The sequence below is a fragment of the Citrobacter sp. RHBSTW-00599 genome (genome assembly GCF_013784065.1).
GTDB classification, from domain to species: Bacteria; Pseudomonadota; Gammaproteobacteria; order Enterobacterales; family Enterobacteriaceae; genus Citrobacter; species Citrobacter braakii.
In genome coordinates, this window is record NZ_CP056717.1 from 1,164,218 (window position 1) to 1,189,412 (window position 25,195).

At 52.7% G+C, this 25,195-nt stretch carries 24 protein-coding genes and 5 tRNA genes; 15 read left to right on the plus strand and 14 right to left on the minus strand.

The window, feature by feature from the left end:
- Positions 1–11: 11 nt before the first annotated feature.
- From srlD to srlA, 4 genes are read right to left on the minus strand one after another with little or no spacing between them, the layout of a single operon-like run.
- The gene (srlD, locus tag HV243_RS05540) at positions 12–791 is read right to left on the minus strand and encodes a sorbitol-6-phosphate dehydrogenase (RefSeq protein ID WP_003037345.1); all 780 of its coding nucleotides are present in this window, start codon (positions 789–791) and stop codon (positions 12–14) included.
- A 17-nt stretch (positions 792–808) separates the two neighbouring features.
- Positions 809–1,171 carry a PTS glucitol/sorbitol transporter subunit IIA gene (gene srlB / locus HV243_RS05545; RefSeq protein WP_053389534.1) on the minus strand — a complete coding sequence of 121 codons (363 nt, stop codon included), beginning with the start codon at positions 1,169–1,171 and terminating at the stop codon, positions 809–811.
- A gap of 13 nt (positions 1,172–1,184) precedes the next feature.
- A complete protein-coding gene (locus HV243_RS05550) occupies positions 1,185–2,156 on the minus strand; it encodes a PTS glucitol/sorbitol transporter subunit IIB (RefSeq protein WP_053389535.1) in 972 nt (323 codons plus the stop codon).
- Positions 2,153–2,716, minus strand: coding sequence for a PTS glucitol/sorbitol transporter subunit IIC (srlA, locus tag HV243_RS05555; RefSeq protein WP_016154169.1), 564 nt, complete (start codon positions 2,714–2,716; stop codon positions 2,153–2,155). Before srlA ends, HV243_RS05550 begins: the two co-directional genes overlap by 4 nt.
- Before the next feature lie 264 nt (positions 2,717–2,980).
- Between srlA and mltB the strand changes: the two genes are divergently transcribed.
- The 15 genes from mltB to luxS all read left to right on the plus strand — a co-directional run bounded on the left by mltB (position 2,981) and on the right by luxS (position 14,379).
- Entirely contained in the window at positions 2,981–4,060 is a 1,080-nt protein-coding gene (gene mltB / locus HV243_RS05560; protein WP_046274844.1) for a lytic murein transglycosylase B, read from the plus strand.
- Between the two features lie 190 nt (positions 4,061–4,250).
- A complete protein-coding gene (pncC, locus tag HV243_RS05565; protein WP_016154167.1) occupies positions 4,251–4,748 on the plus strand; it encodes a nicotinamide-nucleotide amidase in 498 nt (165 codons plus the stop codon).
- Positions 4,749–4,840: 92 nt separating this feature from the next.
- Positions 4,841–5,905, plus strand: coding sequence for a recombinase RecA (recA, locus tag HV243_RS05570; protein ID WP_016154166.1), 1,065 nt, complete (start codon positions 4,841–4,843; stop codon positions 5,903–5,905).
- Positions 5,906–5,974: 69 nt separating this feature from the next.
- The gene (recX, locus tag HV243_RS05575) at positions 5,975–6,475 is read left to right on the plus strand and encodes a recombination regulator RecX (protein ID WP_016154165.1); all 501 of its coding nucleotides are present in this window, start codon (positions 5,975–5,977) and stop codon (positions 6,473–6,475) included.
- Positions 6,476–6,603: 128 nt separating this feature from the next.
- Positions 6,604–9,231: an alanine--tRNA ligase gene (gene alaS / locus HV243_RS05580; RefSeq protein ID WP_053389536.1), complete on the plus strand. Its 2,628-nt coding sequence runs from the start codon at positions 6,604–6,606 to the stop codon at positions 9,229–9,231.
- A 238-nt stretch (positions 9,232–9,469) separates the two neighbouring features.
- Positions 9,470–9,655 carry a carbon storage regulator CsrA gene (gene csrA, locus HV243_RS05585; RefSeq protein WP_000906486.1) on the plus strand — a complete coding sequence of 62 codons (186 nt, stop codon included), beginning with the start codon at positions 9,470–9,472 and terminating at the stop codon, positions 9,653–9,655.
- Between the two features lie 336 nt (positions 9,656–9,991).
- Positions 9,992–10,084, plus strand: a tRNA-Ser gene (locus HV243_RS05590).
- Between the two features lie 3 nt (positions 10,085–10,087).
- Positions 10,088–10,164, plus strand: a tRNA-Arg gene (locus HV243_RS05595).
- A gap of 60 nt (positions 10,165–10,224) precedes the next feature.
- Positions 10,225–10,301 (plus strand) — tRNA-Arg (locus HV243_RS05600).
- 192 nt (positions 10,302–10,493) lie between these two features.
- Positions 10,494–10,570, plus strand: a tRNA-Arg gene (locus HV243_RS05605).
- A 192-nt stretch (positions 10,571–10,762) separates the two neighbouring features.
- Positions 10,763–10,839, plus strand: a tRNA-Arg gene (locus HV243_RS05610).
- Between the two features lie 249 nt (positions 10,840–11,088).
- Positions 11,089–11,655: a fructose-1-phosphate/6-phosphogluconate phosphatase gene (gene yqaB, locus HV243_RS05615; protein WP_049270940.1), complete on the plus strand. Its 567-nt coding sequence runs from the start codon at positions 11,089–11,091 to the stop codon at positions 11,653–11,655.
- Entirely contained in the window at positions 11,652–12,080 is a 429-nt protein-coding gene (locus HV243_RS05620) for a YqaA family protein (protein ID WP_003825961.1), read from the plus strand. The genes yqaB and HV243_RS05620 overlap by 4 nt, the downstream gene beginning before the upstream one ends.
- A 77-nt stretch (positions 12,081–12,157) precedes the next feature.
- On the plus strand, positions 12,158–13,714 hold the full coding sequence (gene gshA, locus HV243_RS05625; protein ID WP_016154161.1) for a glutamate--cysteine ligase: 1,557 nt from the start codon (positions 12,158–12,160) through the stop codon (positions 13,712–13,714).
- A gap of 149 nt (positions 13,715–13,863) precedes the next feature.
- Positions 13,864–14,379 carry an S-ribosylhomocysteine lyase gene (luxS, locus tag HV243_RS05630; RefSeq protein ID WP_053390101.1) on the plus strand — a complete coding sequence of 172 codons (516 nt, stop codon included), beginning with the start codon at positions 13,864–13,866 and terminating at the stop codon, positions 14,377–14,379.
- A 141-nt stretch (positions 14,380–14,520) separates the two neighbouring features.
- Here the strand turns inward: luxS and emrB are convergent, their stop codons facing one another.
- The 10 genes from emrB to nrdF all read right to left on the minus strand — a co-directional run bounded on the left by emrB (position 14,521) and on the right by nrdF (position 25,187).
- Positions 14,521–16,059 carry a multidrug efflux MFS transporter permease subunit EmrB gene (gene emrB / locus HV243_RS05635; RefSeq protein WP_016154159.1) on the minus strand — a complete coding sequence of 513 codons (1,539 nt, stop codon included), beginning with the start codon at positions 16,057–16,059 and terminating at the stop codon, positions 14,521–14,523.
- A 16-nt stretch (positions 16,060–16,075) separates the two neighbouring features.
- Positions 16,076–17,248: a multidrug efflux MFS transporter periplasmic adaptor subunit EmrA gene (gene emrA / locus HV243_RS05640; RefSeq protein ID WP_181603938.1), complete on the minus strand. Its 1,173-nt coding sequence runs from the start codon at positions 17,246–17,248 to the stop codon at positions 16,076–16,078.
- 131 nt (positions 17,249–17,379) lie between these two features.
- On the minus strand, positions 17,380–17,910 hold the full coding sequence (gene emrR, locus HV243_RS05645; protein ID WP_003037300.1) for a multidrug efflux transporter EmrAB transcriptional repressor EmrR: 531 nt from the start codon (positions 17,908–17,910) through the stop codon (positions 17,380–17,382).
- Positions 17,911–18,000: 90 nt separating this feature from the next.
- Positions 18,001–18,336 carry an L-valine transporter subunit YgaH gene (gene ygaH / locus HV243_RS05650; protein ID WP_016154157.1) on the minus strand — a complete coding sequence of 112 codons (336 nt, stop codon included), beginning with the start codon at positions 18,334–18,336 and terminating at the stop codon, positions 18,001–18,003.
- The gene (locus HV243_RS05655; RefSeq protein WP_019077531.1) at positions 18,326–19,063 is read right to left on the minus strand and encodes an AzlC family ABC transporter permease; all 738 of its coding nucleotides are present in this window, start codon (positions 19,061–19,063) and stop codon (positions 18,326–18,328) included. Before HV243_RS05655 ends, ygaH begins: the two co-directional genes overlap by 11 nt.
- 122 nt (positions 19,064–19,185) lie before the next feature.
- Positions 19,186–20,370 carry an MFS transporter gene (locus HV243_RS05660; RefSeq protein ID WP_053390099.1) on the minus strand — a complete coding sequence of 395 codons (1,185 nt, stop codon included), beginning with the start codon at positions 20,368–20,370 and terminating at the stop codon, positions 19,186–19,188.
- A 179-nt stretch (positions 20,371–20,549) separates the two neighbouring features.
- Positions 20,550–21,545 (minus strand): glycine betaine/L-proline ABC transporter substrate-binding protein ProX, encoded by a 996-nt coding sequence (gene proX / locus HV243_RS05665; RefSeq protein ID WP_016154154.1) that lies wholly within the window; start codon positions 21,543–21,545, stop codon positions 20,550–20,552.
- Positions 21,546–21,613: 68 nt separating this feature from the next.
- Positions 21,614–22,678 (minus strand): glycine betaine/L-proline ABC transporter permease ProW, encoded by a 1,065-nt coding sequence (gene proW, locus HV243_RS05670; RefSeq protein WP_016157302.1) that lies wholly within the window; start codon positions 22,676–22,678, stop codon positions 21,614–21,616.
- Positions 22,671–23,873 (minus strand): glycine betaine/L-proline ABC transporter ATP-binding protein ProV, encoded by a 1,203-nt coding sequence (proV, locus tag HV243_RS05675; RefSeq protein WP_016157301.1) that lies wholly within the window; start codon positions 23,871–23,873, stop codon positions 22,671–22,673. The genes proW and proV overlap by 8 nt, the downstream gene beginning before the upstream one ends.
- A 354-nt stretch (positions 23,874–24,227) precedes the next feature.
- A complete protein-coding gene (nrdF, locus tag HV243_RS05680; RefSeq protein WP_019077528.1) occupies positions 24,228–25,187 on the minus strand; it encodes a class 1b ribonucleoside-diphosphate reductase subunit beta in 960 nt (319 codons plus the stop codon).
- Positions 25,188–25,195 lie beyond the last annotated feature (8 nt).

Consider the following 25,195-nt stretch of genomic DNA (forward strand, 5'->3'; position numbering starts at 1 on the left):
AATCATGTTTCTTAGAACATCACCTGACCACCGGTCACGTTAATGGACTGACCGGTGCAGTAAGAGGCTTTCGGGCTGGCGTAAAACAGCAGCATGTTCAGCACGTCCTGATAATCGCAGCCGCGCTTAAGTGGAACCTTATCAATGTAGTACTGCTCGACTTCGTCTGGCTTAAGGCCAAGCTTGGTCGCATATTGCGGTAATAATGACTGGAACATCGGTGATTTCAGCAGATTGCCGAGCATCAGTGAATGCACGGTGATCCCGTACTCTGCCAGATCCAGCGCCAGCGACTGGGTTAAACCTACGCCGCCAAATTTTGCCGCGCTATAGCCTGAGTTGTGTTTACTGCCCACTTTCCCTGATTTGGAGTTGATCTGGATAATGCGTCCCTGGACGCCATCGCGGATCATCAGGCGTGAAAATTCACGTGCGCAGAGGAAGTAGCCGACCAGATTCACCTGCAGCGAGCGGTCAAAATCCCCAAGCTGAAAGTCGCTGATAAACGCGGCTTTTGCGATACCCGCGCTGTAAACCAGCAGATCGACGCGGCCAAATATTTCATCCACTCCGCGCGACAGCGCCAGCACACTTTGTTCGCTGGTGGCATCAGCGCCAAAACCGTAGGCGGTGCCTTCGCCAAACTCGGCGTTAATTTCCTGCGCGACGTTGGCGGCTTTATCGCTTTGGATATCCACCACCGCGACGCGGTACCCTTCTGTCGCAAGCCCACGGCAAAGAAATGCCCCCAGGGTCTGGCCTCCACCAATGACAACGGCAACCTGATTCATCTTTATCTCCTTAAATCTTAAGCAATAAACTTCAAAATACAGCCCGGTGCGATACCGTCCGGTACGGGGCCCGCAACGTGCACGGTGCCGGGAAATTCCGCTTCACTCAGTCCGTCAAAACGCAGAGTGATATGCCCCAGTTCACGTAAGTTTTGTTCCGCCACGCTGCCAACGGCTGTGACCGGGTAGCGATGCTGGCTTAGCTCAAATTGGATCCCAGCCTGCAAAGAGCCGTTCAGCTCCCCATGGCAATGGATGAAGCAAAATTCTTCGATATCCGCAGGCGCGCCTTCACGAAAGGTAATTAGCATCTGGTCGCAGAGTGCATCCGGGGCGCTCTGGCCGATGCGGGTGATGGTGGTTTCATAAATCACGGTCATTTTTGAGTGCCTCTTATTGGTAAATAAAGCCGGAAACAAACCAGGCGATGAGAACGGTCGGTGCGCCGGTCAGAAAACGACTCACTAGTACGGATGGCACACCGACGCGGACCGTGTCCTGGCGCGCTTCGGCTAGCGACAATCCGACTGGAATAAAGTCGCATGCCGCCTGAGCGTTAATGGCGAACAAGGCAGGTAGCGCCAGATGCGGAGGAATGTTGCCCAAACCAATCTGTACGCCGATCAGGACGCCGATAACCTGGGCGATGACCGCACCAGGGCCGAGGAAAGGGGACAGCAGCGGGAAAGAGCAGATCAGCGCCAGGGTTACCAGCCCCAGCGGATGGCTGGCCAGCGGTGCGAGTCCATGGGCAATCCAGTCCCCCAGACCAGACGCCATAATGATGCCGATCAGCGCCGAGACGAACGCCATAAACGGCAGAATGGTTTTCAGGACGGTATCGATAGTGTCTCGCCCGGCCTGAAACAGAACCGCAACGGCTGAACCCATTCCCATGCCGACTTTTGCCAACAGACCGTCGCTTTGTTCGGTAATTTTCTTGCTGGTGTCGTACTCGCGACCCATCGTGCTGTTTGCAGGCGTTGGCGCAGCGGATGCTTCACCGATAACGGTAATGTTTTCTTCTTTCACGCCAGAGACATAGATATCTTCGATAATATATTGGGCCAGCGGACCGGATTTACCCGTCGCGTGAATATTCACTGTTGGTATACGGCGTTTTGGATAGATCCCGCAGCGCAGCGTGCCGCCGCAGTCGATGATCGCCACGCCAATTTCGTTCTCTGGCGGCTCGCCTTCTTTGAAGCCATCAACGGCCTGCCAACCTGTCAGGCTGGCTATCCTGTCGACAATTGCGGGGCGAGTCCCGGCGGTGATATAGACAATTTTCTTGCCTGGCTCGGCATCCAGTTCAAGCGGGCCGCCCCAGCCGCCGGTGCCTTTTTCAATACGAATACGCGTCATGATGCTGCTCCCGCCAGATGTACTTTCTGCTCAAGTTGAATGCCCATTTTTTTCTCAAAGATGGTGGTGGTGAAATCGGTCACCCAGCCGCGGAAGAAGTTGGTCACCAGGCCGACCAGCAAATAGCTCACCGCCAGCGGGCCGAGCGGAAGACCCAGCGTGGTCAGTCCGCTGGCGATCCCCAGATAGACGAACAGCTCACCGGGGTTGATGTGGGGAAATAAGCCGTTCATTGAATGGCAGCTGTAAGAGGCGGCTGCGTAGTAGCTGGGCTTGAACTTTTCCGGCATAAAGCGGCCCAGGCTCAGCGTCATAGGATTACAAAACACAAATGTGCCGATGCACGGCAGCAGTAGATAGCGGGACAGCGGGTTTCCGGCGCAGCGCTGGGCAAAACGTTCAATACGTTGCTGACCGATAAAGTTAATCAGCGCATTCATGATGACCAGCAGACTGATTAGCAGAGGCAGAATACCGGTCACCATGCCGGTAAACACCTCTCCGCCTTTCTGGAACAATCCGATAAACCACTCAGCACCGAGTGTGATGGTGTCGATCATTATTCTCTCCTGTAGGGGTTTTAGTTATCTTGCCAAACGGTAACTAATTTTAATCAGATCGAAAGATTTAAAAGTGTTATTTTGATCGCAAAATGAAAGATAAATATTTTAATTTGAAAGATTGTGCGTGAGAACGCGCAAATGTGCCGGTCAGGAGTGCAAGAGGGGGGAAATTCTGTGAAGGAGAGCGACTACTGCTTCCTTGTGTGGCGGAGGATGCTTTACCATACTTCTCCCAGGCTGAATTTGTTTAATGGATGTCTCATGTTCAAGCGTCGCTATGTAGCGTTACTTCCCCTTTTCGTATTGCTTGCTGCTTGTAGCAGCAAACCTAAACCTTCAGAGACTCAAACGACTACGGGTACGCCATCCGGCGGCTTCCTGCTTGAGCCACAGCACAATGTCATGCAAACGGGCGGCGATTTTGCCAATAATCCGAACGCGCAGCAGTTCATCGAGAAAATGGTGAACAAGCACGGCTTTGACCGCCAGCAGCTGCAGGAGATCCTGTCGCAGGCCAAGCGTCTGGACTCGGTACTGCGTTTGATGGACCGCCAGGCGCCGACGACTCAACCGCCAGCCGGACCTAACGGTGCATGGCTGCGGTATCGTAAACAGTTCATCACTCCGGATAACGTGCAAAACGGTGTGGCCTTCTGGAACCAATATGAAGATGCGCTGAACCGTGCATGGCAGGTCTACGGCGTACCGCCGGAAATTATCGTTGGCATTATTGGCGTAGAGACTCGCTGGGGCCGCGTGATGGGTAAAACGCGGATTCTGGATGCGCTGGCGACGTTGTCGTTTAACTATCCTCGTCGTGCAGAATATTTCTCTGGTGAACTGGAAACCTTCCTGCTGATGGCGCGAGATGAAAGCGACGATCCGCTCGATTTGAAAGGTTCTTTCGCAGGGGCGATGGGCTACGGCCAATTTATGCCATCTTCCTATAAACAATATGCCGTTGATTTCAATGGCGATGGTCACATTAACCTGTGGGATCCGGTTGATGCTATCGGTAGCGTGGCGAACTATTTCAAAGGCCACGGCTGGGTGAAAGGCGATATGGTTGCGGTTCCGGCGAATGGCCAGGCGCCTGGGCTGGCGAACGGCTTTAAAACCCAGTACAGCATTTCTCAGCTTGCCGCCGCAGGCCTGACGCCGCAGCAGTCTCTGGGTAATCATCAGCAGGCCAGCCTGCTGCGACTGGATATCGGTACCGGTTATCAGTATTGGTATGGACTGCCGAACTTCTACACCATCACCCGCTATAACCACAGTACCCACTATGCCATGGCCGTGTGGCAATTGGGTCAGGCGGTCGCGCTGGCGCGCGTGCAGTAATCATTTGTTATCGGTCTACAGGGGCAATTCCTTGTAGACCGAATACGCTATCCTGGTGCGTTATCCGGTACTCTTTTGAATGCGGTTTATCTATTTTCTGAATACCCCTCGTAAAATTGTCTCCTCATCCCCATTTTGGTTATGAAAGTGCTATCTTGTCCGGCATATTTTTTAACTGACAGAGGCTGAAATGACCGACAGTGAACTGATGCAGTTAAGCGAGCAGGTTGGTCTGGCGTTGAAAGCGCGCGGGGCAACCGTGACGACGGCGGAATCCTGCACCGGCGGCTGGGTAGCTAAAGCAATTACGGATATTGCCGGCAGCTCCGCCTGGTTTGAACGCGGGTTTGTGACCTACAGCAATGAAGCCAAAGCGCAGATGATTGGCGTGCGCGAAGAGACGCTGGTCCAGCATGGGGCGGTGAGCGAACCTGTGGTGGTGGAGATGGCGATTGGCGCGCTAAAAGCGGCCCGCGCGCATTTCGCTGTTTCGATTAGCGGTATTGCGGGGCCAGATGGCGGCAGTGAAGAAAAGCCCGTGGGGACGGTATGGTTCGCTTTTGCCAGCGCGAGCGGCGAGGGGATTACTCGCCGGGAATGCTTCAGCGGCGATCGCGATGCGGTACGTCGACAGGCTACCGCCTACGCGTTACAAACCCTGTGGCAACAATTTCTACAAAACACTTGATACTGTATGAGCATACAGTATAATTACCCCAACAGAACATTATCTATCACGTTTAGCGGTTTAACCCGAAAGCGGCATGACAGGAGTAATTAATGGCTATCGACGAAAACAAACAGAAAGCGTTGGCGGCAGCGCTGGGTCAGATCGAAAAGCAATTCGGTAAAGGCTCCATCATGCGCTTGGGTGAAGACCGTTCCATGGATGTGGAAACCATCTCCACTGGTTCGCTTTCTCTGGATATCGCATTGGGCGCGGGCGGTTTGCCAATGGGCCGTATCGTTGAAATCTACGGGCCTGAATCTTCCGGTAAAACGACGCTGACCCTGCAGGTTATTGCTGCCGCACAGCGCGAAGGTAAAACCTGTGCGTTCATCGATGCTGAACACGCGCTGGATCCCGTCTATGCGCGCAAGCTTGGCGTTGATATCGACAACCTGCTGTGCTCTCAGCCTGATACCGGTGAACAAGCGCTGGAAATCTGTGATGCGCTGGCGCGCTCCGGTGCGGTTGACGTTATTGTTGTCGACTCCGTTGCCGCATTGACGCCGAAGGCAGAAATCGAAGGCGAGATTGGTGACTCTCACATGGGCCTTGCGGCACGTATGATGAGCCAGGCCATGCGTAAGCTGGCCGGTAACCTGAAGCAGTCCAACACGCTACTGATTTTCATCAACCAGATCCGTATGAAGATTGGTGTTATGTTCGGTAACCCGGAAACCACCACCGGTGGTAACGCCCTGAAATTCTATGCTTCTGTTCGCCTGGATATCCGTCGTATTGGCGCGGTGAAAGAAGGCGACAACGTGGTTGGTAGCGAAACCCGTGTTAAGGTCGTGAAAAACAAAATTGCCGCGCCGTTCAAACAGGCTGAATTCCAGATTCTTTACGGTGAAGGTATCAACTTCTACGGCGAACTGGTTGATTTGGGCGTGAAAGAGAAGCTGATTGAAAAAGCCGGTGCATGGTACAGCTACAACGGTGAGAAAATTGGTCAGGGTAAAGCGAATGCTACTAACTGGCTGAAGGAAAACCCGGCAACGGCGAAGGAAATTGAGAAGAAAGTACGCGAGTTACTGCTCAATAACCCGGATTCAAAACCAGACTTCTCTGTTGATGACAGCGGTGAAGATGTAAAAGAAACGAACGAAGATTTCTGATAATCTGACGTTATCGCACATAGAAGGGCTGCATACCATGCAGCCCTTTTCCATTTCTGAAGGCTCACTATGACAGAAGCAACTTCCCGCCGCTCCGCTTATTCCCGACTTCTTGACCGCGCTGTACGTATACTGGCGATGCGCGATCACAGCGAGCAGGAACTGCGGCGTAAGCTGGCCGCTCCGGTGATGGGAAAAAATGGACCGGAAGACATTGATGCAACGCCGGAGGATTACGACAAGGTCATCGCCTGGTGTATTGAAAGTCGTTATCTGGATGATGACCGCTTCGTTCAGCAGTTTATCTCCAGCCGTAGCCGTAAAGGTTATGGACCCGCGCGTGTGCGTCAGGAATTAAACCAAAAAGGGATTTCGCGGGAAGCCGTTGAACGAGCCATGCGCGAGTGTGAAATTGACTGGGCAGCACTTGCGCGCGCGCAGGCCATTCGTAAATACGGAGAACCTTTACCTGTAGATTTCTCAGATAAGGTAAAGGTCCAGCGCTTTTTGCTCTACCGTGGCTATCTGATGGAAGATATTCAGGCAATATGGCGAAATTTTGACGATTGAGCGCATACGGGATTTTACTTCCCAGTAAAGAAAACTTATCTTATTCCCACTTTTCGATTGCCAGAGGCGCAGTTTACGTGCCGATGCTGGTAATGACATTTCGTTAGCTTGATTTCTTCAGGATAATTATGAGCAAGAGCACCGCTGAGATCCGTCAGGCGTTTCTCGATTTTTTCCATAGTAAAGGACATCAGGTAGTTGCCAGCAGCTCCCTGGTACCGAACAATGACCCTACTTTGTTGTTTACCAACGCCGGGATGAACCAGTTCAAGGATGTGTTCCTTGGCCTCGACAAGCGTAATTATTCCCGCGCAACCACCTCGCAGCGTTGCGTGCGTGCGGGCGGTAAGCACAACGACCTGGAAAACGTCGGTTACACTGCACGTCACCATACTTTCTTCGAAATGCTGGGCAACTTCAGCTTCGGCGATTATTTCAAACATGATGCTATTCAATACGCATGGGAACTGCTGACCGGTGAAAACTGGTTTGCCCTGCCAAAAGAGCGTCTGTGGGTCACCGTCTATGAAACTGACGATGAAGCCTATGAAATCTGGGAAAAAGAAGTCGGCATTCCGCGCGAACGTATCATCCGTATCGGTGATAACAAAGGCGCGGCTTATGCTTCCGACAACTTCTGGCAGATGGGTGATACCGGCCCTTGCGGTCCGTGCACCGAAATTTTCTACGACCACGGCGACCATATTTGGGGTGGCCCTCCGGGAAGCGCAGAAGAAGATGGCGATCGCTACATTGAGATCTGGAACATCGTCTTCATGCAGTTCAACCGTCAGGCTGACGGTACCATGGAACCGCTGCCGAAGCCGTCCGTGGATACCGGTATGGGCCTTGAGCGTATTGCGGCCGTGCTGCAACACGTTAATTCCAACTATGAAATCGACCTGTTCCGTTCACTGATTGAGTCCGTGGCGAAAGTCACCGGCGCGACCGATCTGAGCAACAAGTCGCTGCGCGTTATCGCTGACCATATCCGCTCCTGTGCATTCCTGATTGCCGATGGCGTTGTCCCGTCGAATGAAAACCGTGGTTATGTGCTGCGTCGTATCATTCGTCGCGCGGTACGTCATGGCAACATGCTGGGCGCGAAGGATACCTTCTTCTACAAGCTGGTTGGTCCGCTGGTGGACGTCATGGGCTCCGCAGGTGAAGAACTGAAGCGTCAGCAGGCTATGGTTGAGCAGGTTCTGAAAACCGAAGAAGAGCAGTTTGCGCGTACACTGGAGCGTGGTCTGGCGCTGCTGGATGAAGAACTGGCAAAACTGTCCGGCGATACACTGGATGGTGAAACCGCATTCCGTCTGTATGATACCTACGGTTTCCCGGTTGACCTGACGGCGGACGTTTGCCGCGAGCGCAACATTAAGGTTGACGAAGCGGGCTTTGAAGCTGCAATGGAAGAACAGCGCCGTCGCGCGCGTGAAGCCAGCGGCTTTGGCGCAGACTACAATGCGATGATTCGTGTTGATGGTGCCTCTGAATTTAAAGGCTACGAACACCTGGAATTGAACGGCAAAGTGACCGCGCTGTTTGTTGATGGTAAAGCGGTAGACGCAATTAACGCAGGTCAGGACGCAGTTGTCGTACTGGATCAGACTCCGTTCTATGCGGAATCTGGTGGTCAGGTTGGCGACAAGGGTGAACTGAAAGGCGCAGGCTTCGCGTTTGCCGTGAGCGACACGCAGAAATATGGCCAGGCCATTGGTCACATCGGTAAGCTGTCTACGGGTTCTCTGAAAATTGGCGATGCAGTACAGGCTGATGTTGATGACACTCGTCGTGCGCGCATTCGCTTGAACCACTCCGCAACGCACCTGATGCACGCGGCGCTGCGCCAGGTACTGGGCACGCATGTGGCACAGAAAGGCTCGTTGGTTAACGATAAAGTGCTGCGCTTCGACTTCTCTCATACTGAAGCTATGAAGCCTGCTGAAATCCGTGCCGTTGAAGATCTGGTGAATGCGCAAATTCGTCGCAATCTGCCGATTGAAACGAACATCATGGATCTCGAAGCGGCGAAAGCCAAAGGCGCAATGGCGCTGTTTGGCGAGAAATATGACGACCACGTGCGTGTTCTGAGCATGGGTGATTTCTCTACCGAACTGTGTGGTGGTACTCATGCCAGCCGTACGGGTGATATCGGTCTGTTCCGTATTGTGTCTGAGTCAGGCACTGCGGCGGGCGTTCGTCGTATCGAAGCTGTGACCGGTGAAGGCGCTATCCAAACCGTGCATGCTGAGAGCGATCGCTTAAGCGATATTGCGCAGCTGCTGAAAGGCGATAGCCAGAATATTGGTGACAAAGTTCGTTCCGTGCTGGAGCGTACGCGTCAACTCGAAAAAGAATTGCAGCAATTGAAGGAACAGGCTGCGGCGCAGGAGAGTGCAAATCTCTCCAGCAAAGCGGTTGATATCAATGGCGTGAAGCTGCTGGTCAGCGAACTCGCGGACGTTGAGCCGAAAATGTTGCGTACCATGGTTGATGATCTGAAAAATCAACTGGGGTCTACCGTTATCGTTCTGGCAACGGTAGTGGAAGGTAAGGTTTCTCTGATTGCGGGTGTGTCTAAGGACGTGACAGATCGCGTGAAAGCAGGGGAGCTGGTTGGAATGGTCGCTCAGCAGGTAGGCGGTAAGGGTGGTGGTCGTCCGGACATGGCGCAAGCCGGTGGTACGGATGCTGCGGCTCTGCCAGCAGCGTTAGCCAGTGTGAAAGGCTGGGTCAGCGCAAAACTGTAATAATTATAAGCGTAAGTCGACGCTGCGGACTTCAATCCGCAGCGTTTGTATCAACGCTATCGACAACGATAAAGTCAGGTTGAAGTTGTGTATATCGGCTAAACTTAGGTTTAACAGAATGTGATGCCGTGACTGCTTACACTTAGGTGTTTGTCATCGCTTACTTTTTGGCGTTATATGATGGATAATGCCGGGATACAGAGAGACCCGACTCTTTTAATCTTTCAAGGAGCAAAGAATGCTGATTCTGACTCGTCGAGTTGGTGAGACCCTCATGATAGGCGATGAGGTCACCGTGACAGTTTTAGGGGTGAAGGGCAACCAGGTGCGCATTGGCGTAAACGCCCCGAAAGAAGTTTCTGTCCATCGTGAAGAGATCTACCAGCGTATCCAGGCTGAAAAATCCCAGCAGTCCAGTTACTAAGGTTTTCGCGTCTCACCTTTCTGGTGAGGCGCAACCTGATTGAATTATCCCTTTTCTTCTCTTTTCTTCTTCGTCTTCCTCATTTTTTCGATTCCCATCCGCGCATTGCCTTTCCCTGCGATTTTTCCGTTTGTTCATTGCCTCAGGAAATTGCCAATTTATCTGTTGATAAAACACTCTTTTTGCCGTTTTTGCAGACTAATTGCGCGTGAAATGTGCAAACGATAAAAGCGCTGGAAAAATTGTTTGACTTATAAGTCCCAGAAAGTAATATGTGCGCCACGCAGCGACGATGAGCAGAAACAAGTTCTTCGAAGCACTCGCAAGAGGCGTGTTGGTGAGGTGGCCGAGAGGCTGAAGGCGCTCCCCTGCTAAGGGAGTATGCGGTCAAAAGCTGCATCCGGGGTTCGAATCCCCGCCTCACCGCCATTTGCATCCGTAGCTCAGCTGGATAGAGTACTCGGCTACGAACCGAGCGGTCGGAGGTTCGAATCCTCCCGGATGCACCATATTATTTGATAGCGCTTTAGCAGCGGCATCAAATCTGCAGTAAAGTAAGTTTCCCTGATGCATCCGTAGCTCAGCTGGATAGAGTACTCGGCTACGAACCGAGCGGTCGGAGGTTCGAATCCTCCCGGATGCACCATCTTCTCCGAGATAACAGCAAAACTGTTGTTTCATGGTCTGCGAGATAATCGTGAGTACCAGGGAGGATAACGTTGCTTCAGCAACGGCCCACAGGGCGAGGCGCAGCCGAGTAATCCTCCCGGATGCACCATCTCTTACTTGATATCGCTCATTACGATATCAATATCGGCAGTAAAGCAAGTTTCCCGATGCATCCGTAGCTCAGCTGGATAGAGTACTCGGCTACGAACCGAGCGGTCGGAGGTTCGAATCCTCCCGGATGCACCATCTTCTCCGAGATAACAGCAAAACTGTTGTTTCATGGTCTGCGAGATAATCGCGAGCACCAGGGAGGATAACGTTGCTTCAGCAACGGCCCGCAGGGCGAGGCGCAGCCGAGTAATCCTCCCGGATGCACCATCTTACTTGATAGCGCTTTAGCAGCGACATCAAGTCTGCAGTAAAGCAAGTTTGCCTGATGCATCCGTAGCTCAGCTGGATAGAGTACTCGGCTACGAACCGAGCGGTCGGAGGTTCGAATCCTCCCGGATGCACCATCTTCTCCGAGATAACAGCAACACTGTTGTTTCATGGTCTGCGAGATAATCGTGAGCACCAGGGAGGATAACGTTGCTTCAGCAACGGTCCCAGGGCGAGGCGCAGCCGAGTAATCCTCCCGGATGCACCATCTTCTCTCCTTTGAATCATTTCCACATACTCCCGGAACACCCCTTAATTCGCTGTCAGCGACAAAATCAATCAATTACGATAAAATAACGTCTGGTCATTCGGCTTGTGAGAAGACGATGTACGAACGTTATGCGGGTTTGATTTTTGATATGGATGGCACCATCCTGGATACCGAGCCAACGCACCGTAAGGCGTGGCATGAGGTATTGGGGCATTATGGATTACGTTTTGATGAACAAGCCATGGTCGCCCTCAATGGCTCCCCAACGTGGCGTATTGCCCAGTCGGTAATTGAATTGAATCATGCCGATCTTGACCCTCATGCATTGGCGCGTGAAAAAACCGACAAGGTGAGAAGCATGCTGCTGGATAGCGTCCAGCCTTTGCCATTGGTTGACGTCGTGAAAGCCTGGCATGGTCGTCGTCCTATGTCGGTAGGTACGGGGAGTGAAAGCGCGATTGCGGAAGCTCTGCTCGCACACCTTGGGCTGCGTCGCTATTTTGATGCTGTAGTCGCAGCCGATCACGTACAACACCATAAACCTGCTCCTGATACGTTTTTGCTCTGTGCCGAACGTATGGGTGTTGCTCCGGCACGCTGTGTCGTGTTTGAAGATGCCGATTTTGGACTGCAGGCGGCGCGTGCCGCAGGAATGGACGCGGTGGATGTCCGGTTATTGTGAGTGATGGACTATCGCTCCTGTCACTGTTTGCCAGCAGTTTTCTCAGCGCTACGCTATTACCCGGCAATTCTGAAGTTGTTTTAGTTGCTTTGCTGGTCTCTGGGGTAAGTCATCCCTGGGTCTTAGTCTTAACAGCAACAATGGGTAATAGCCTTGGAGGGTTAACTAACGTTATCCTTGGGCGTTTCTTTCCATTGCGTAAAACATCGCGCTGGCAAGAAAAAGCCACTGGCTGGCTGCGGCGCTATGGCGCTGTCACACTATTATTAAGCTGGATGCCGGTTGTGGGTGATTTACTGTGCCTGTTAGCTGGATGGATGCGCATCTCGTGGGGTCCAGTACTTTTTTTCTTATGCCTTGGCAAGGCGCTGCGCTATGTAGTTGTCGCAGCGGTAACGACGCAAGGCATTATGTGGTGGCACTAATTGTGTTGTGAGATAGCCTTCAGGGTAACCAATACCATTATGCTAATTAAAACGATTTTGACAGGCGGGAGGTCAATTTGATCCCGGACGTATCACAGGCGCTGGCCTGGCTGGAAAACCATCCTCAGGCGTTAAAGGGGATTCAACGTGGGCTGGAGCGCGAAACGCTGCGCGTTAATGCAGATGGGTCATTAGCAACGACAGGCCATCCTGAGGTGTTAGGCTCAGCGCTAACGCATAAATGGATAACCACTGACTTTGCCGAAGCACTACTGGAGTTTATTACGCCTCCAGGCGACGACATTGAGAAAATGCTCACGTTCATGCGCGACCTGCATCGGTATACCGCCAGGAACCTGGGCGACGAACGTATGTGGCCGTTGAGCATGCCTTGCTATATTGCCGAAGGTCAGGATATCGAACTGGCGCAGTACGGTACGTCGAATACTGGTCGTCTGAAAACGCTGTACCGTGAAGGCCTCAAAAACCGTTACGGCGCGTTGATGCAGACTATCTCCGGCGTACACTACAATTTCTCATTGCCGATGGCTTTCTGGCAGGCGAAATGTGGCGTAACGGACGGCGAAGATGCTAAAGAGAAGATCTCCGCGGGTTACTTCCGTCTGATCCGCAACTACTACCGTTTTGGTTGGGTGATCCCGTATCTGTTTGGCGCCTCTCCGGCCATTTGTTCCTCTTTCCTGCAAGGAAAACCGACAACCCTGCCGTTTGAAAAAACCGACTGTGGGATGTATTACCTGCCGTATGCGACGTCGCTGCGCCTGAGTGATTTGGGCTATACCAATAAGTCGCAAAGCAATCTCGGAATTACGTTTAACGATTTGCATGAGTATGTGGCAGGATTAAAGCGCGCGATTAAAACCCCTTCCGAGGAGTACGCGGCGATCGGTCTGGAGAAGGACGGTAAGCGTCTGCAAATCAACAGCAACGTTCTGCAGATTGAAAATGAGCTGTATGCACCTATTCGCCCGAAACGCGTCACTCGTCGTGGCGAAACGCCTTCTGACGCGCTTTTGCGTGGCGGTATTGAGTACATTGAAGTTCGCTCACTGGATATCAACCCGTTCTCACCGATCGGTGTGGACGAGCAGCAGGTGCGTTTCCTCGATCTGTTTATGGTCTGGTGTGCGCTGGCCGATGCCCCGGAAATGAGCAGCGATGAATTGCTGTGTACGCGTAAAAACTGGAATCGGGTGATTCTTGAAGGTCGTAAGCCTGGGCTGACGTTAGGTATTGGCTGTGAAACAGCCCAGTTCCCGCTGCCTAAGGTAGGGAAAGATCTGTTCCGTGATCTGAAACGCGTGGCACAAACGCTGGACAGCATCGATGGGGGAGAGGAGTATCAAAAGGTCTGTGATGAACTGGTTGCCTGTTTTGACAACCCAGAACTGACTTTCTCTGCCCGCATCCTACGGTCTATGATTGATGAAGGCATTGGCGGCACGGGTAAAGCGCTGGGTGAGGCTTACCGAAATCTGCTGCGTGAAGAGCCGTTAGAAATATTGCAGGAAGCGGAATTTATTGCTGAAACCGAGGCTTCAAAGCGTCGTCAGCAGGAGATCGAAGCGGCTGATACTGAGCCGTTTAGCGTGTGGCTGGAAAAGCACGCTTGATACAAAAGAAAAAGGCCACTCGGGAGTGGCCAAAATTTCATCTCTGAAAACAGGGATGATGATAACAAATGCGCGTCTTTCATATACTCAGACTCGCCCCGGAACAAAGAGTTCAGATTATTTTCAAAAAATTTATCGGAGGTGGCTAAATGCCGTTGTTAGATAGTTTTACTGTCGATCACACCCGGATGGAAGCTCCCGCGGTCCGGGTTGCAAAAACGATGAACACCCCGCATGGCGACGCGATCACCGTGTTTGATCTGCGTTTCTGCATTCCGAACAAAGAAGTGATGCCTGAGAAAGGTATCCACACGCTGGAACATCTGTTTGCAGGTTTTATGCGTAACCATCTCAACGGCAACGGCGTGGAGATTATCGATATCTCTCCGATGGGATGCCGCACTGGCTTTTACATGAGCCTGATTGGTACGCCAGACGAGCAGCGTGTTGCCGACGCGTGGAAAGCGGCGATGGCGGACGTGCTGAAAGTGCAGGATCAAAACCAGATCCCGGAGCTGAACGTTTACCAGTGTGGTACGTATCAGATGCACTCTCTTAGCGAAGCACAGGATATCGCACGTCATATTCTGGAGCATGATGTACGCGTTAACAACAATGAAGAGCTGGCGCTGCCGAAAGAGAAACTGCAGGAACTGCATATTTAGTCATACTGATTAGTTGTTCCAGTATTTAAATTAACCCCGGCTTATAACCGGGGTTTTTTATTGCCTCCCCTCAACCATATCCCTGGGAGGTGGTTTACGGGGCAATAAAAAAGGGATCCGCAGATCCCTTTTATCAGATATTTAGTGCGCGCCACCGCCGCCGCCGCCCGCACCGAAGGGTGGCTTGGCAAACCACACCAGGCCAAGCAAGACCAGGAAGATCCCCGCCGACATCCAGAAGATTTCGTTGGCGGAAATAATCAGCCCCTGATTGGTGATCTGCTGGGCTATCCAGCCTGACGCTTGCTGATGCGTCATCCCTAAATCCTGCAGCTTATCGTACATTGCCTGCGCATTTGGATTGTAAGGATTAACGGATTCCGTTAACTGCGCATGGTGAAGTGACTCGCGGTTAGTCCACATCGTCGTCGTAATTGATGTGCCAATAGAGCCGGCCAGCGTTCGCGTAAAGTTCGACAAACTTGATGCCGCGGCCAGACGCTCAGGCGGTAAGCCGGACAGCGTGATAGTCGTCAGCGGCATAAAGAAGCAGGCTACCGCGAAACCCTGAATAAACTGTGGCCAGGCCGATGCGCCAAAGTCCATACCCGGTTCGAACGTCCACGCACGCCAGTAGAAACAGACGGCGTACATAATAAAACTGAACGTAACTAACCGACGCATATCAAGCTTGTGCGCGAAGCGGCCGATAATTGGCGATAAGATCACCGGAATCACCCCAACCGGCGCTGACGCCAGACCGGCCCAGGTTGCCGTATAGCCGTATACCTCCTGCAACAGCTGCGGCAGCAGGACGATTGCGCCGAAGTAGAGCATATAGGCCAGACTGATACACAGACAGCCGATGGTAAAGTTGCGCGACTTAAACAGCGAGAGGTCGACAATGGGGTGCTCGTCGGTAAGCTCCCAGACGATCAGGAAGCTGATGGCGACCACGGCGACCACCGTCAGGATGATAATCTCCTGAGAGGCGAACCAGTCCAGCTCTTTGCCGCGGTCGAGCATAATCTGCAAGCTGCCGATACCAATGACCAGCAGGGCCAGACCAATGGCATCGATGCGCCGCTGCTCGGTTTTGGTTTCCCGACCGCGCAGGGTTTGCAGAGTCATCAATACCACCGCAGCACCGATTGGCACGTTGATGAAAAATATCCAGCCCCAGTGATAGTTGTCGCTGATATAGCCCCCAAGAATAGGGCCGCATATCGGGGCAACAATCACCGTCATCGACCATAGCGCCAGAGCGATAGAACGTTTGGCGGGAGGATAGTTATTCAGCAACAAGCTTTGTGACAGCGGAATTAATGGTCCGGCGACAATCCCCTGGATTACGCGGAAGAAAATCAGCATGTTCAGGCTGGTGGACATCCCGCATGCCCATGACGCAATGACGAAGGCGATAGTTGACCACATGAATAGCCTTACTTCGCCAAAGCGCTTTGCCAGCCAGCCGGTGATCGGAATCGAGATAGCGTTCGCCACCCCGAATGAGGTGATCACCCAGGTTCCCTGGCTCAGTGAAGAGCCGAGGTTCCCGGCGATAGTGGGGATCGCCACGTTAGCAATGGTGGAGTCCAGCACCTGCATGAATGTCGCCAGGGACAGCGCGATCGTCATAATGACGAGCTGCGCGCCTTCCAGCGGTTTTTGCTGTTGCATCACACGCACCTTTGAATTAGCCCGCGTTGGCCTGCACGATCTCTTCGATCATCTTATTGACCGGAGCAAGGTTGATTTCCCGTGCATTACTTTCTGATACCGGCGTGGTGCGAACCTGGCTTGCCAGAATTTGTCCGTCACGATTTGAGGTATCTACCTTAACCAGCGTAGATAAACCGATACGCAGCGGATGCTGCGCCAGCTGCTGTGCATCCAGTTCAATACGCACCGGCAGACGCTGGACGACTTTGATCCAGTTACCCGTTGCGTTTTGTGCTGGCAGCAGGGAAAAGGCGCTGCCCGTACCCATATCCAGGCCGACAACCTTACCGGTATATTTCACGTCATCGCCGTAAATATCGCTGATCACGGTCGCCGGTTGACCGATACGCATGTGCGCGAGCTGTGTTTCTTTGAAGTTGGCATCCACCCACAGGTTAGTGGCTGGAACGACCGCCATCAGCGGCGTGGTCGGGCTAATTTGCGCTCCCGGCTGCACGGAACGACGGGAAACATAGCCAGTCATTGGGCTGACGATTCGGGTTCGTTCCAGCGCCAGCCAGGCATTGCGCACTTCAGTGGCAGCCTGTTGCACGGCGGGCTGGTCTTCCAGCTTACTGCCGAGAATCATCGCCTGGTTGGCATTATATTGTTGGATAGCAACATCAAGCTGAGCCTGAGCGCTGGCGACGGCATCACGCGCATGTTGCAGCTCTTCGCGGCCAATCAGGTTGGCATTGCCCAGCGGGACACGGCGATTAAAGTCGCTTTGTGCCTGCGCCAGCGCGGTTCTCTGCACTTCAATGCTTGCCTGTAACTGCTTGCTGTTGATCATCAACTGGTGCGTCTGACGCACGCTGGAAGCCAGCGCAGTTTTGGCTTTTTCAAATGCCTGCTTTGCGTCCGTCTGGTCGAGGGTGACCAGCACATCGCCTTCTTTTACAAAGTCAGTGTTATCAGCCCAGACTTTCGTCACGCTGCCTGATACCTGCGCCATGATTTGAACCTGGTTCCCTGCCACGTACGCATCGTCTGTCTCTTCGGCATGACGCAGTACTAAAAACCAATAAATCCCATATGCCACGGCAATGATAATAAAGAGCAAGGTCAGAAGGAGCAGCATACTTTTACGTTTGCCATTCTTCTTGACCGGTTGCTGCGGGGTTTGAGTCTCCGCATTTGCGCTCATGTTGTTCTCCACGATCTTCTTTTTTTTTCACATCGGCTGAGCCGACCTGTTTATCAGACAGGCCAGCAGTATGCGTGCTGGCCTGTCGGTTTTTTCATTTATAAATCTGGATTTCTGAGCGAGTCGGCGCGTTAGCGCAACGCTTCTAATACCGCGCCATCCTGTTCCATCTGGTCAAGACGGGTCAGAAGTTTACGGGTAATTTGCTCAAGCTGATCTTTTTCGGTGGTGCTGAGAGATGACCAAAGCTGATGCAGGCAGTTATGCTGAGGCGGTAACACCTCTTGCAAAAATGCGTGGCCTTTCTCGGTCAATTGCAGATGCAGACAGCGGCGATCGTTATCGCTTTCGCGACGTTCGATCCAGCCACGTTTTTCTAACTCATCCGCAATGCGGGTTGCGTTAGTGCGTGACGAGCCAAGCGCGCAACTCAGTTCAGAAGGCTGAATACTGTGGTTTTCCTGAGACTCCAGCGTAATCAACGCCATAAACAATGTCTCGTTAATCCCTTGAGCTTTCAGCATCTTATTGCGGTTTTCCAGCAGCTTGCCCTGCATGTGCATGCATAGACGAGTCAGAAGCACTTCCTGATAAGGGAACTCTTCGTAGCGGCTGGCGCGAAATTTTAGCATTTGTTCAATGGGCGTAAACGAACTATCCATTTGGGTATAACCTCATTAATTTCAGCCGATATAGTAACGACAGTGACAAATAAAGTAAATGTATTATTTATTTAAAATGATTGTTTTTATCTATAAGACAATCAGCATTTTCCAGGCTAATCCATAGCCCAGAGCACTCAGTAAGGTTGGAATGATGATGCTGCGGGTCTTATAGAAGCTTGCGCCCAGTATGACAAACCCCACCAGCGTAGGCACGAACCGACGAGAATCGTGCATCACTTCTGGCGCGGTAGACACCACCAACAGGGCGCAAATTGATGCAATGCCAATGGTGTCGAGTAATATGCCCGTCGCGCCGCGCTTCGTCGGGCGAACATTCCCCACTCCAAGACGGAGCGGCAAATAACGAAAACAGTAGTTAACGCAGCCGACCAACAGGCCAAGCAGCAAGACCTCATAGCTCATCGGGACCTCCCTGCCAAAATGACTGGATAAGAGCCGTCAGGCATCCGCAGACAATGCCTGCAAGGATGGCGGCAGGAATGGAAAACAGCATGACGCCAGCCAGCGCGCCGGCCAGTGCTGCAGTCACACAAAGTGCTTGTTGACGCTGGAAAGAGGCGAGCAGGAAGCTCATGAACAGCGCCGGGAGCATGAAGCCCAACGCGGCTTCAACTGCCGGGTAATCCTTGAGTAAACCACTACCGGAAAACGCGCCGATCACCGTGCCAAACACCCAGGAGGCCCAGGAGCATAGCGCAATGCCGATCATCCAGTTTTCACTCCAGCGCCGGTTATCCCGTACCAGCTTCGCCGTGGCGGCGGCAAAGACTTCATCGGTGAGGCCAAAGGCCCACAGCGCGCTTTTGGGTTTGCTCAGTCGCTGGGCGATTCGGCTACGCAGGGAAGGTCCGTACAAAACATGGCGTACATCCATGGCCATGACGGTCAGTGCGGCGACCCACAAAGAACTGCCTGCGGCGAGCATTGTGGTGATGACAAACTGGCTGGCTCCCGCATAGATAATGCAGGAGAAAAACACGCTTTCAACCGGAGTAAAGCCAAGGCGAGTGGCATTGAGACCAAATGCAAAAGCGACCGGAATATAGCTGATGACTATTGGCAGGCTGTCTTTGAATCCTTCAGTTAGCGTCGCAGAACTGGGTTCAGACTGGGATATCGGGCTTTCCATAGGGTTATAGGTTTCATTACCGAAATTAATATAACTTGGTTCAATGAGTTATAACCTTAGCAGACTGATGGGCTCCTTAACACCCTGCGGAGCCCAATCAGCGGTAAACATACGCTATATGCTTAATTTACGGCTTCCTGACGGTGATATCCTCGCCACCAGACCAACAGGTTGAGTAGGGCAACGGTCGTACCGGCCAGACAAACGCCAGCCCAACCGGCATGCTGCCAGGCGGAGGCCGAAATCAGCGAACCTGCCGCCCCGCCAATAAAATAGCTGGTCATGTATCCGGCGGTCAGGCGATTACGCGCGTTCGGATGAATGCGATAGATAACCGTCTGGTTGGTGATATGCACACCCTGAACGGTGAGGTCCAGGACCAGGATACCGATAATCAGCATTGGTACGGAACTATGCCCTAACCAGATAGCCCACCAGGAGAGCAGCAGTAATAACAGACCTGTGGTCGTGGTGAGATGTGATTTTCCCTTATCGGCAAAACCACCTGCCGGACGCGCGCCTAACGCCCCTGCGGCCCCTGCCAGGCCAAACAGCCCGATCGTTCCTTCAGAGTAGTTAAACGGCGGCGCGGCGAGCAAAAACGCCATAGAGGTCCAGAGAATACTGAAATTGGCAAAGGTCAGGCAGCCCAACATCGCGCGGGTACGCAGCAATTTATCATGGATAAACAGGCTGAATACGGAGCTTAACAGTTGCGGATAGTTGAGATGAGTATCTGATTTCATCTTCGGCAGACCGCGCCACAGCGCAATCGCCATCAGTGCCATTAATATCGATGCGACCCAAAATACGGTGCGCCAGCCGCCAAGATTGGCCAGTAATCCCGCCACGGTGCGCGCCAGCAGGATACCCAGCAGCAGGCCGCTCATAATGGTGCCGACAACTTTACCGCGCTTATCCGGCGTGGCAAGCGTCGCCGCCAGCGGAACCAGAATCTGTGCCACTACCGAGAACAACCCGGTCAGGGCGGTGCCGAGGATCAGCATGCCCAGCGACTGGCTGCTGGCGGTAATAAGCATGCCGCCTGCTGCTAACAGCGTCATGGAGACGATCAGCATCCGACGTTCAAACATATCGCCAAGCGGTACTAAAAGCAGCAGGCCGGCGGCATAGCCTAGCTGGGCCGCGGTGACGATAAAGCCAGCGGTGCTGGCCGATAGCGAAAAGTTACGTGCGATGGTGTCGAGCAGCGGCTGCGCGTAATAGTTACTGGCGACGGCGAGGCCGGTGGCGATAGACATTAACAGGATCAGCGAAGGGCTAAGTCCCTGAGTGGTTTTCGTCATGGTTTTCAACTGAAAAATGGGTTGCAGAAAACAATCATAACGTAAGTGATTAAATGTTGCTGATTTGTTGGGTGATGGATTGTGCGGTTGGGGGGAGGGCGTGTAGGCCGGATAAGGTGCATCGCGCTACCATCAGGCATTGGTGTGATGGCGCTACGCTTATCAGACCTACGAGGGGGTTATTTCTGCGCAGCCAGCGCTTCTTTCACCCAGCCATCAAACTGTTGCTGGTGGGCTTTGATCCAGCCGTCAACGTGACCTTGCACGTCGGCTTCAGATGCCTTCCCGTCGTGCATCATCGCGTTCTGCGCGTTGATATCCGCCAGCGGCAGCTTCATGACGGCAAACAGTTTCGCCGCAGCCGGGTTTTTCTCCGCCCAGGCTTTGTTGGCGACGATATGCATAGTGTTCACCGGGAAGCCGTAGTTGGCGCCGTTTGGCAGCTTGGTATCAATGTCTTTCTGCTCGCCTGGCAGGGAAGAGAACGGCACCTGCAGCCAGACCACATCTTTACCCGGTTTCATAACGTCGCTCACCCAGTACGGTGTCCAGGTGTAGTAAAGAATGGGTTTGCCTTCTTTAAAGCGGGTAATAGTGTCAGCCATCATCGCCGCATAGTTACCGTGGCTGACCTCGACGGTTTTTTCCAGATCGAAGGCTTTGTTCTGGTGGTTGATCACCGCTTCGCAGCCCCAGCCCGGCGAGCAGCCCATCATGTCTGCTTTTCCGTCGCCGTTGGTGTCAAAGATTTTGGCGATCTTCGGATCTTTTAACTGGGCAATATTGGTGATTTTATACTGCTCAGCGGTTTTTTTATCGATCAGATAACCTTGCGCGGCACCCGTAACGAATACCCCCTCGCGATAGAACTTTTTGTCTCCGCCCGCTGCGGCATACATATCATCATGCAGCGGCTGCCAGTTCACAGCGGTAAAAGTTGCATCGCCAGAGGCAATGGAGGTATAGCCGACGTTGTAGTCAACTTCGCTTGTTTTGTTAACGGTATAACCCAGTTTCTCCAGCGCACGGGCGACCAGTTGCGTCTGGAAGGATTCTTCAGAGATAGTGCTCTGGATTGGCTGTACAGTGATGCCTTTGCCTGGCAGATCGGCAGCGAAAGTGCTGGTGGAGACAAGGGTGGCAAACGCTGTGGCAATAATGACGTTCTGTCGCATCGTTGTTCCTTAATTATTGGAGGGACGTATAGGCCCGGTAAGCAATACGCCACCGGGCAACGGGTGAATTACTTCGTGAATGGGCGAGTGATAAGCCCAACGGGACCGGTGGTGTACCAGCGACGGTTGCCACGGCTACGGGCGTCGCGACCGACAGCCTGCGTCAGGCGGTCGAGAATGATGGCGAGGATCACGATCCCAACCCCGCCGACGGTGGCAAGCCCCATATCCAGACGACCGATTCCGCGCAGAACCATCTGACCCAGTCCGCCGACGGCGATCATCGACGCGATGACGACCATTGAGAGCGCCAGCATCAGCGTCTGGTTGACCCCGGCCATAATGGTAGGCATCGCCAGCGGGAGCTGCACTTTAAACAGCATCTGACGCGGGCTGGCGCCAAATGAGCGCGAGGCTTCAATCAAGTCGGCTGGCACCTGGTTAATCCCCAGAATGGTCAGACGCACGATTGGCGGCAGGGCGAAGATAATCGTCACCACCACGCCCGGGACGTTGCCGATACCAAACAGCATGACGATCGGCACCAGATAGACGAACGCCGGTGTGGTTTGCATGGCGTCCAGCAGCGGACGAACAATTTTTGCCGCCCGTGGACTGCGCGCCAACCAGATCCCCATCGGTAGACCGATCACCACGCAGAACAGCAGAGCGGTTAGTACCAGCGCCAGGGTGATCATGGCCTGCGACCACGCGCCGATGGCCCCGATTGCAATCAATGAAATCAGCGTAGCAACGCCCATTCCAACGCCGGAAATCTGCCAGGCAATCAGAGCGAACAGGATAATCGCCACCGGGGCTGGCATACCCAACAGAAGCTGCTGGAAGCCGTTGAGAATATAATCCACCGGGACTCGAATGCCCTGGAAGACCGGACGGAAATGGGTAACGACCCAGTCGATCCCTTCTGTGACCCAGCTATCCAGCGGGATCAGCGTTTTATGGAACGGATCCATAATATTGAAATGCTCTGGCGCCGGCGCGGGTGCGCTGGTCAGCCAGTCTGCGCCACCGCCGTCAGCTGGCGCGCCTGATGGCGTACTCCAGGCATCGGCGGTTTGTGCGGCACTGTCGGCCGCTGGTGTGGTATCCCACGGATTGGTTTGATCAGCCATTGTTTGCCCCCTCACGATCTAAAGCCTGTAACAGCATGCGTTTTGAAATGATGCCCACATACTGTTGTTCCTCATCAACAACCGGCACCGCGCACGGGGCCTGGCCGACATGAGAAAGCAACTCGCTGAGAGGAGTTTGTGCATCCACGGCTAGCGGCTCATCGATCAATGCCGCTTCAATACCTTGCGCCTGACTTAATGCTGTTTTTAAAGAGTCGATAGAGACAACGCCGACGAATTTATTGCCGCGCTCGATCACGTAACCATATTCGCGATCTTTGTCCTGCAATAATTGCAGCGCTGAACGTGGACCGACCCCGGGCGTTTTACGAATTAAACCTTCAGGGCTACGACGTGAAATATCCTTGGCACTAAAGACCTGGCTAATATCAACGCCGCGGAAGAAGGTGCGTACATAATCATTGGCCGGATTATTCAGGATTTCATCTGGCGTGCCGACCTGGACCACTTCACCGTTTTGCATAATGGCAATTCTGTCGCCAATACGCATAGCTTCGTCGAGATCGTGGGAAATAAAGACCACGGTACGTTGATGTTTCGCCTGTAGTTTTACCAGTTCATCCTGCATCTCGGTACGAATTAACGGATCGAGGGCAGAAAAGGCCTCATCCATTAATAAGATGTCAGGGTTAATGGCTAATGCACGGGCGAGGCCCACACGCTGGCGCATCCCTCCGGAAAGTTCATCCGGGTATCCGTGAGCATAATTCTCCAGACCAACCTGGCGTAGCGCATCTAACGCTTTTTCACGACGTTCATCCGCGCCAACACCGGCTAATTCCATGCCGAATGCCGTATTGTCCAGGACCGTCATGTGCGGCATCAGGGCAAAGGACTGGAAAACCATCGCAATCTTTTTTCTGCGCACCTCGCGAAGCTCAGCATCGGATATCCGGGCGATGTCTACGCCGTCAATCAATACTTGCCCGCGGGTGGGTTCAATCAGGCGATTGAGAAGGCGTACCATTGTGGATTTACCCGAACCGGATAATCCCATGATGACAAATATCTCGCCTTCTTCAATGGCCAGACTGGCGTTCTTAACGCCAAGCGATAGCCCTGTTTTATCCAGAATCTGCTCTTTTGAAAGTCCTTTTTCAATATATTTGAAGGCTCTCTGCGGATGCTCTCCAAATATCTTATAGAGATTTTTAACTTCTAATTTAATTGCCATGCAATAGAATGATTCCTGTTATTTGTTTATATCGATATATTACCTGATGGAAATAGTGACCTTTTTCTACCCTAACATACTGAGAATCTGAGACAACCCTGAATTTGTTTGTGGCACGAATATTGCTGAAGGCCATGTGGCGGGACTTCCCGTGATATAAGGGCTGAGCGCGAATGTGAATGGGGTAATATTTTTTGTAAATGGCAATGAAAAGTCGCCTGAATTGCTGAAATGCAGGCGAATAATGCGGCTGATATTGAGTGTAGATCACACAATTATATTTGCACGACAAAAGTGTGATCCTGTTAAAATATTTCCGCGAAAAATGTACGGTATTTCCCGCGGAAATGAGTGCTAGAAATTCCAGTCGTCGTCTTCGGTTTCGACAGCTTTTCCCATCACGTATGATGAACCGGAACCCGAGAAGAAATCGTGGTTTTCGTCAGCGTTGGGCGACAGCGCAGCAAGGATTGCCGGGTTAACCTCCGCCATTTCTGGCGGAAATAATGCCTCATACCCCAAATTCATTAATGCCTTATTGGCGTTGTAGCAAAGGAAGGCTTTGACGTCATCCACCCAGCCGGTTTCTGCATACAATTCTTCCGTATAACGCGCTTCGTTATCATACAATTCCATCAGCAGGTCGAGGGCAAAATTCTTTAACTCCTCGCGTGCGGATTCAGAAATGTGCTCCAGACCTTTTTGATATTTATAACCAATGTAATACCCGTGAACGGCTTCATCACGAATGATCAGACGAATGAGATCGGCGGTATTGGTCAGTTTTCCGCGGCTGGAGAAATACATTGGCAACCAGAAGCCGGAATAGAACAGGAAGGATTCCAGAAACACGCTGGCAATTTTTTTCTTCAACGGTTCGTCGCTGGCGTAATGTGTCAAAACGATCTGCGCCTTGCGCTGGAGTGGGGTATTTTCTTCACTCCACGCGTAAGCCGCATCCACGTCTTTGGTCTGGCAAAGAGTGGAGAAAATTGAGCTGTACGAACGGGCGTGCACCGCTTCCATAAAGCTGATATTCGATAGCACCGCCTCTTCATGCGGCGTTAACGAATCGGCCATCAATGCTGGCGCACCGGCTATGTTCTGAATGGTGTCGAGCAGCGTCAGCCCGGTAAAAACGCGGATAGTCAGCTGCTGTTCGGCGGCGTTCAACGTTTGCCAGGCCGGGATATCGTTGGAGAGCGGGACCTTTTCCGGTAACCAGAAGTTACTGGTCAGGCGATTCCAAACCTCGAGATCTTTATCATCCTCAATCTTGTTCCAGTTGATGGCACTCACGCGGGATAATGTCATGTTGTCCT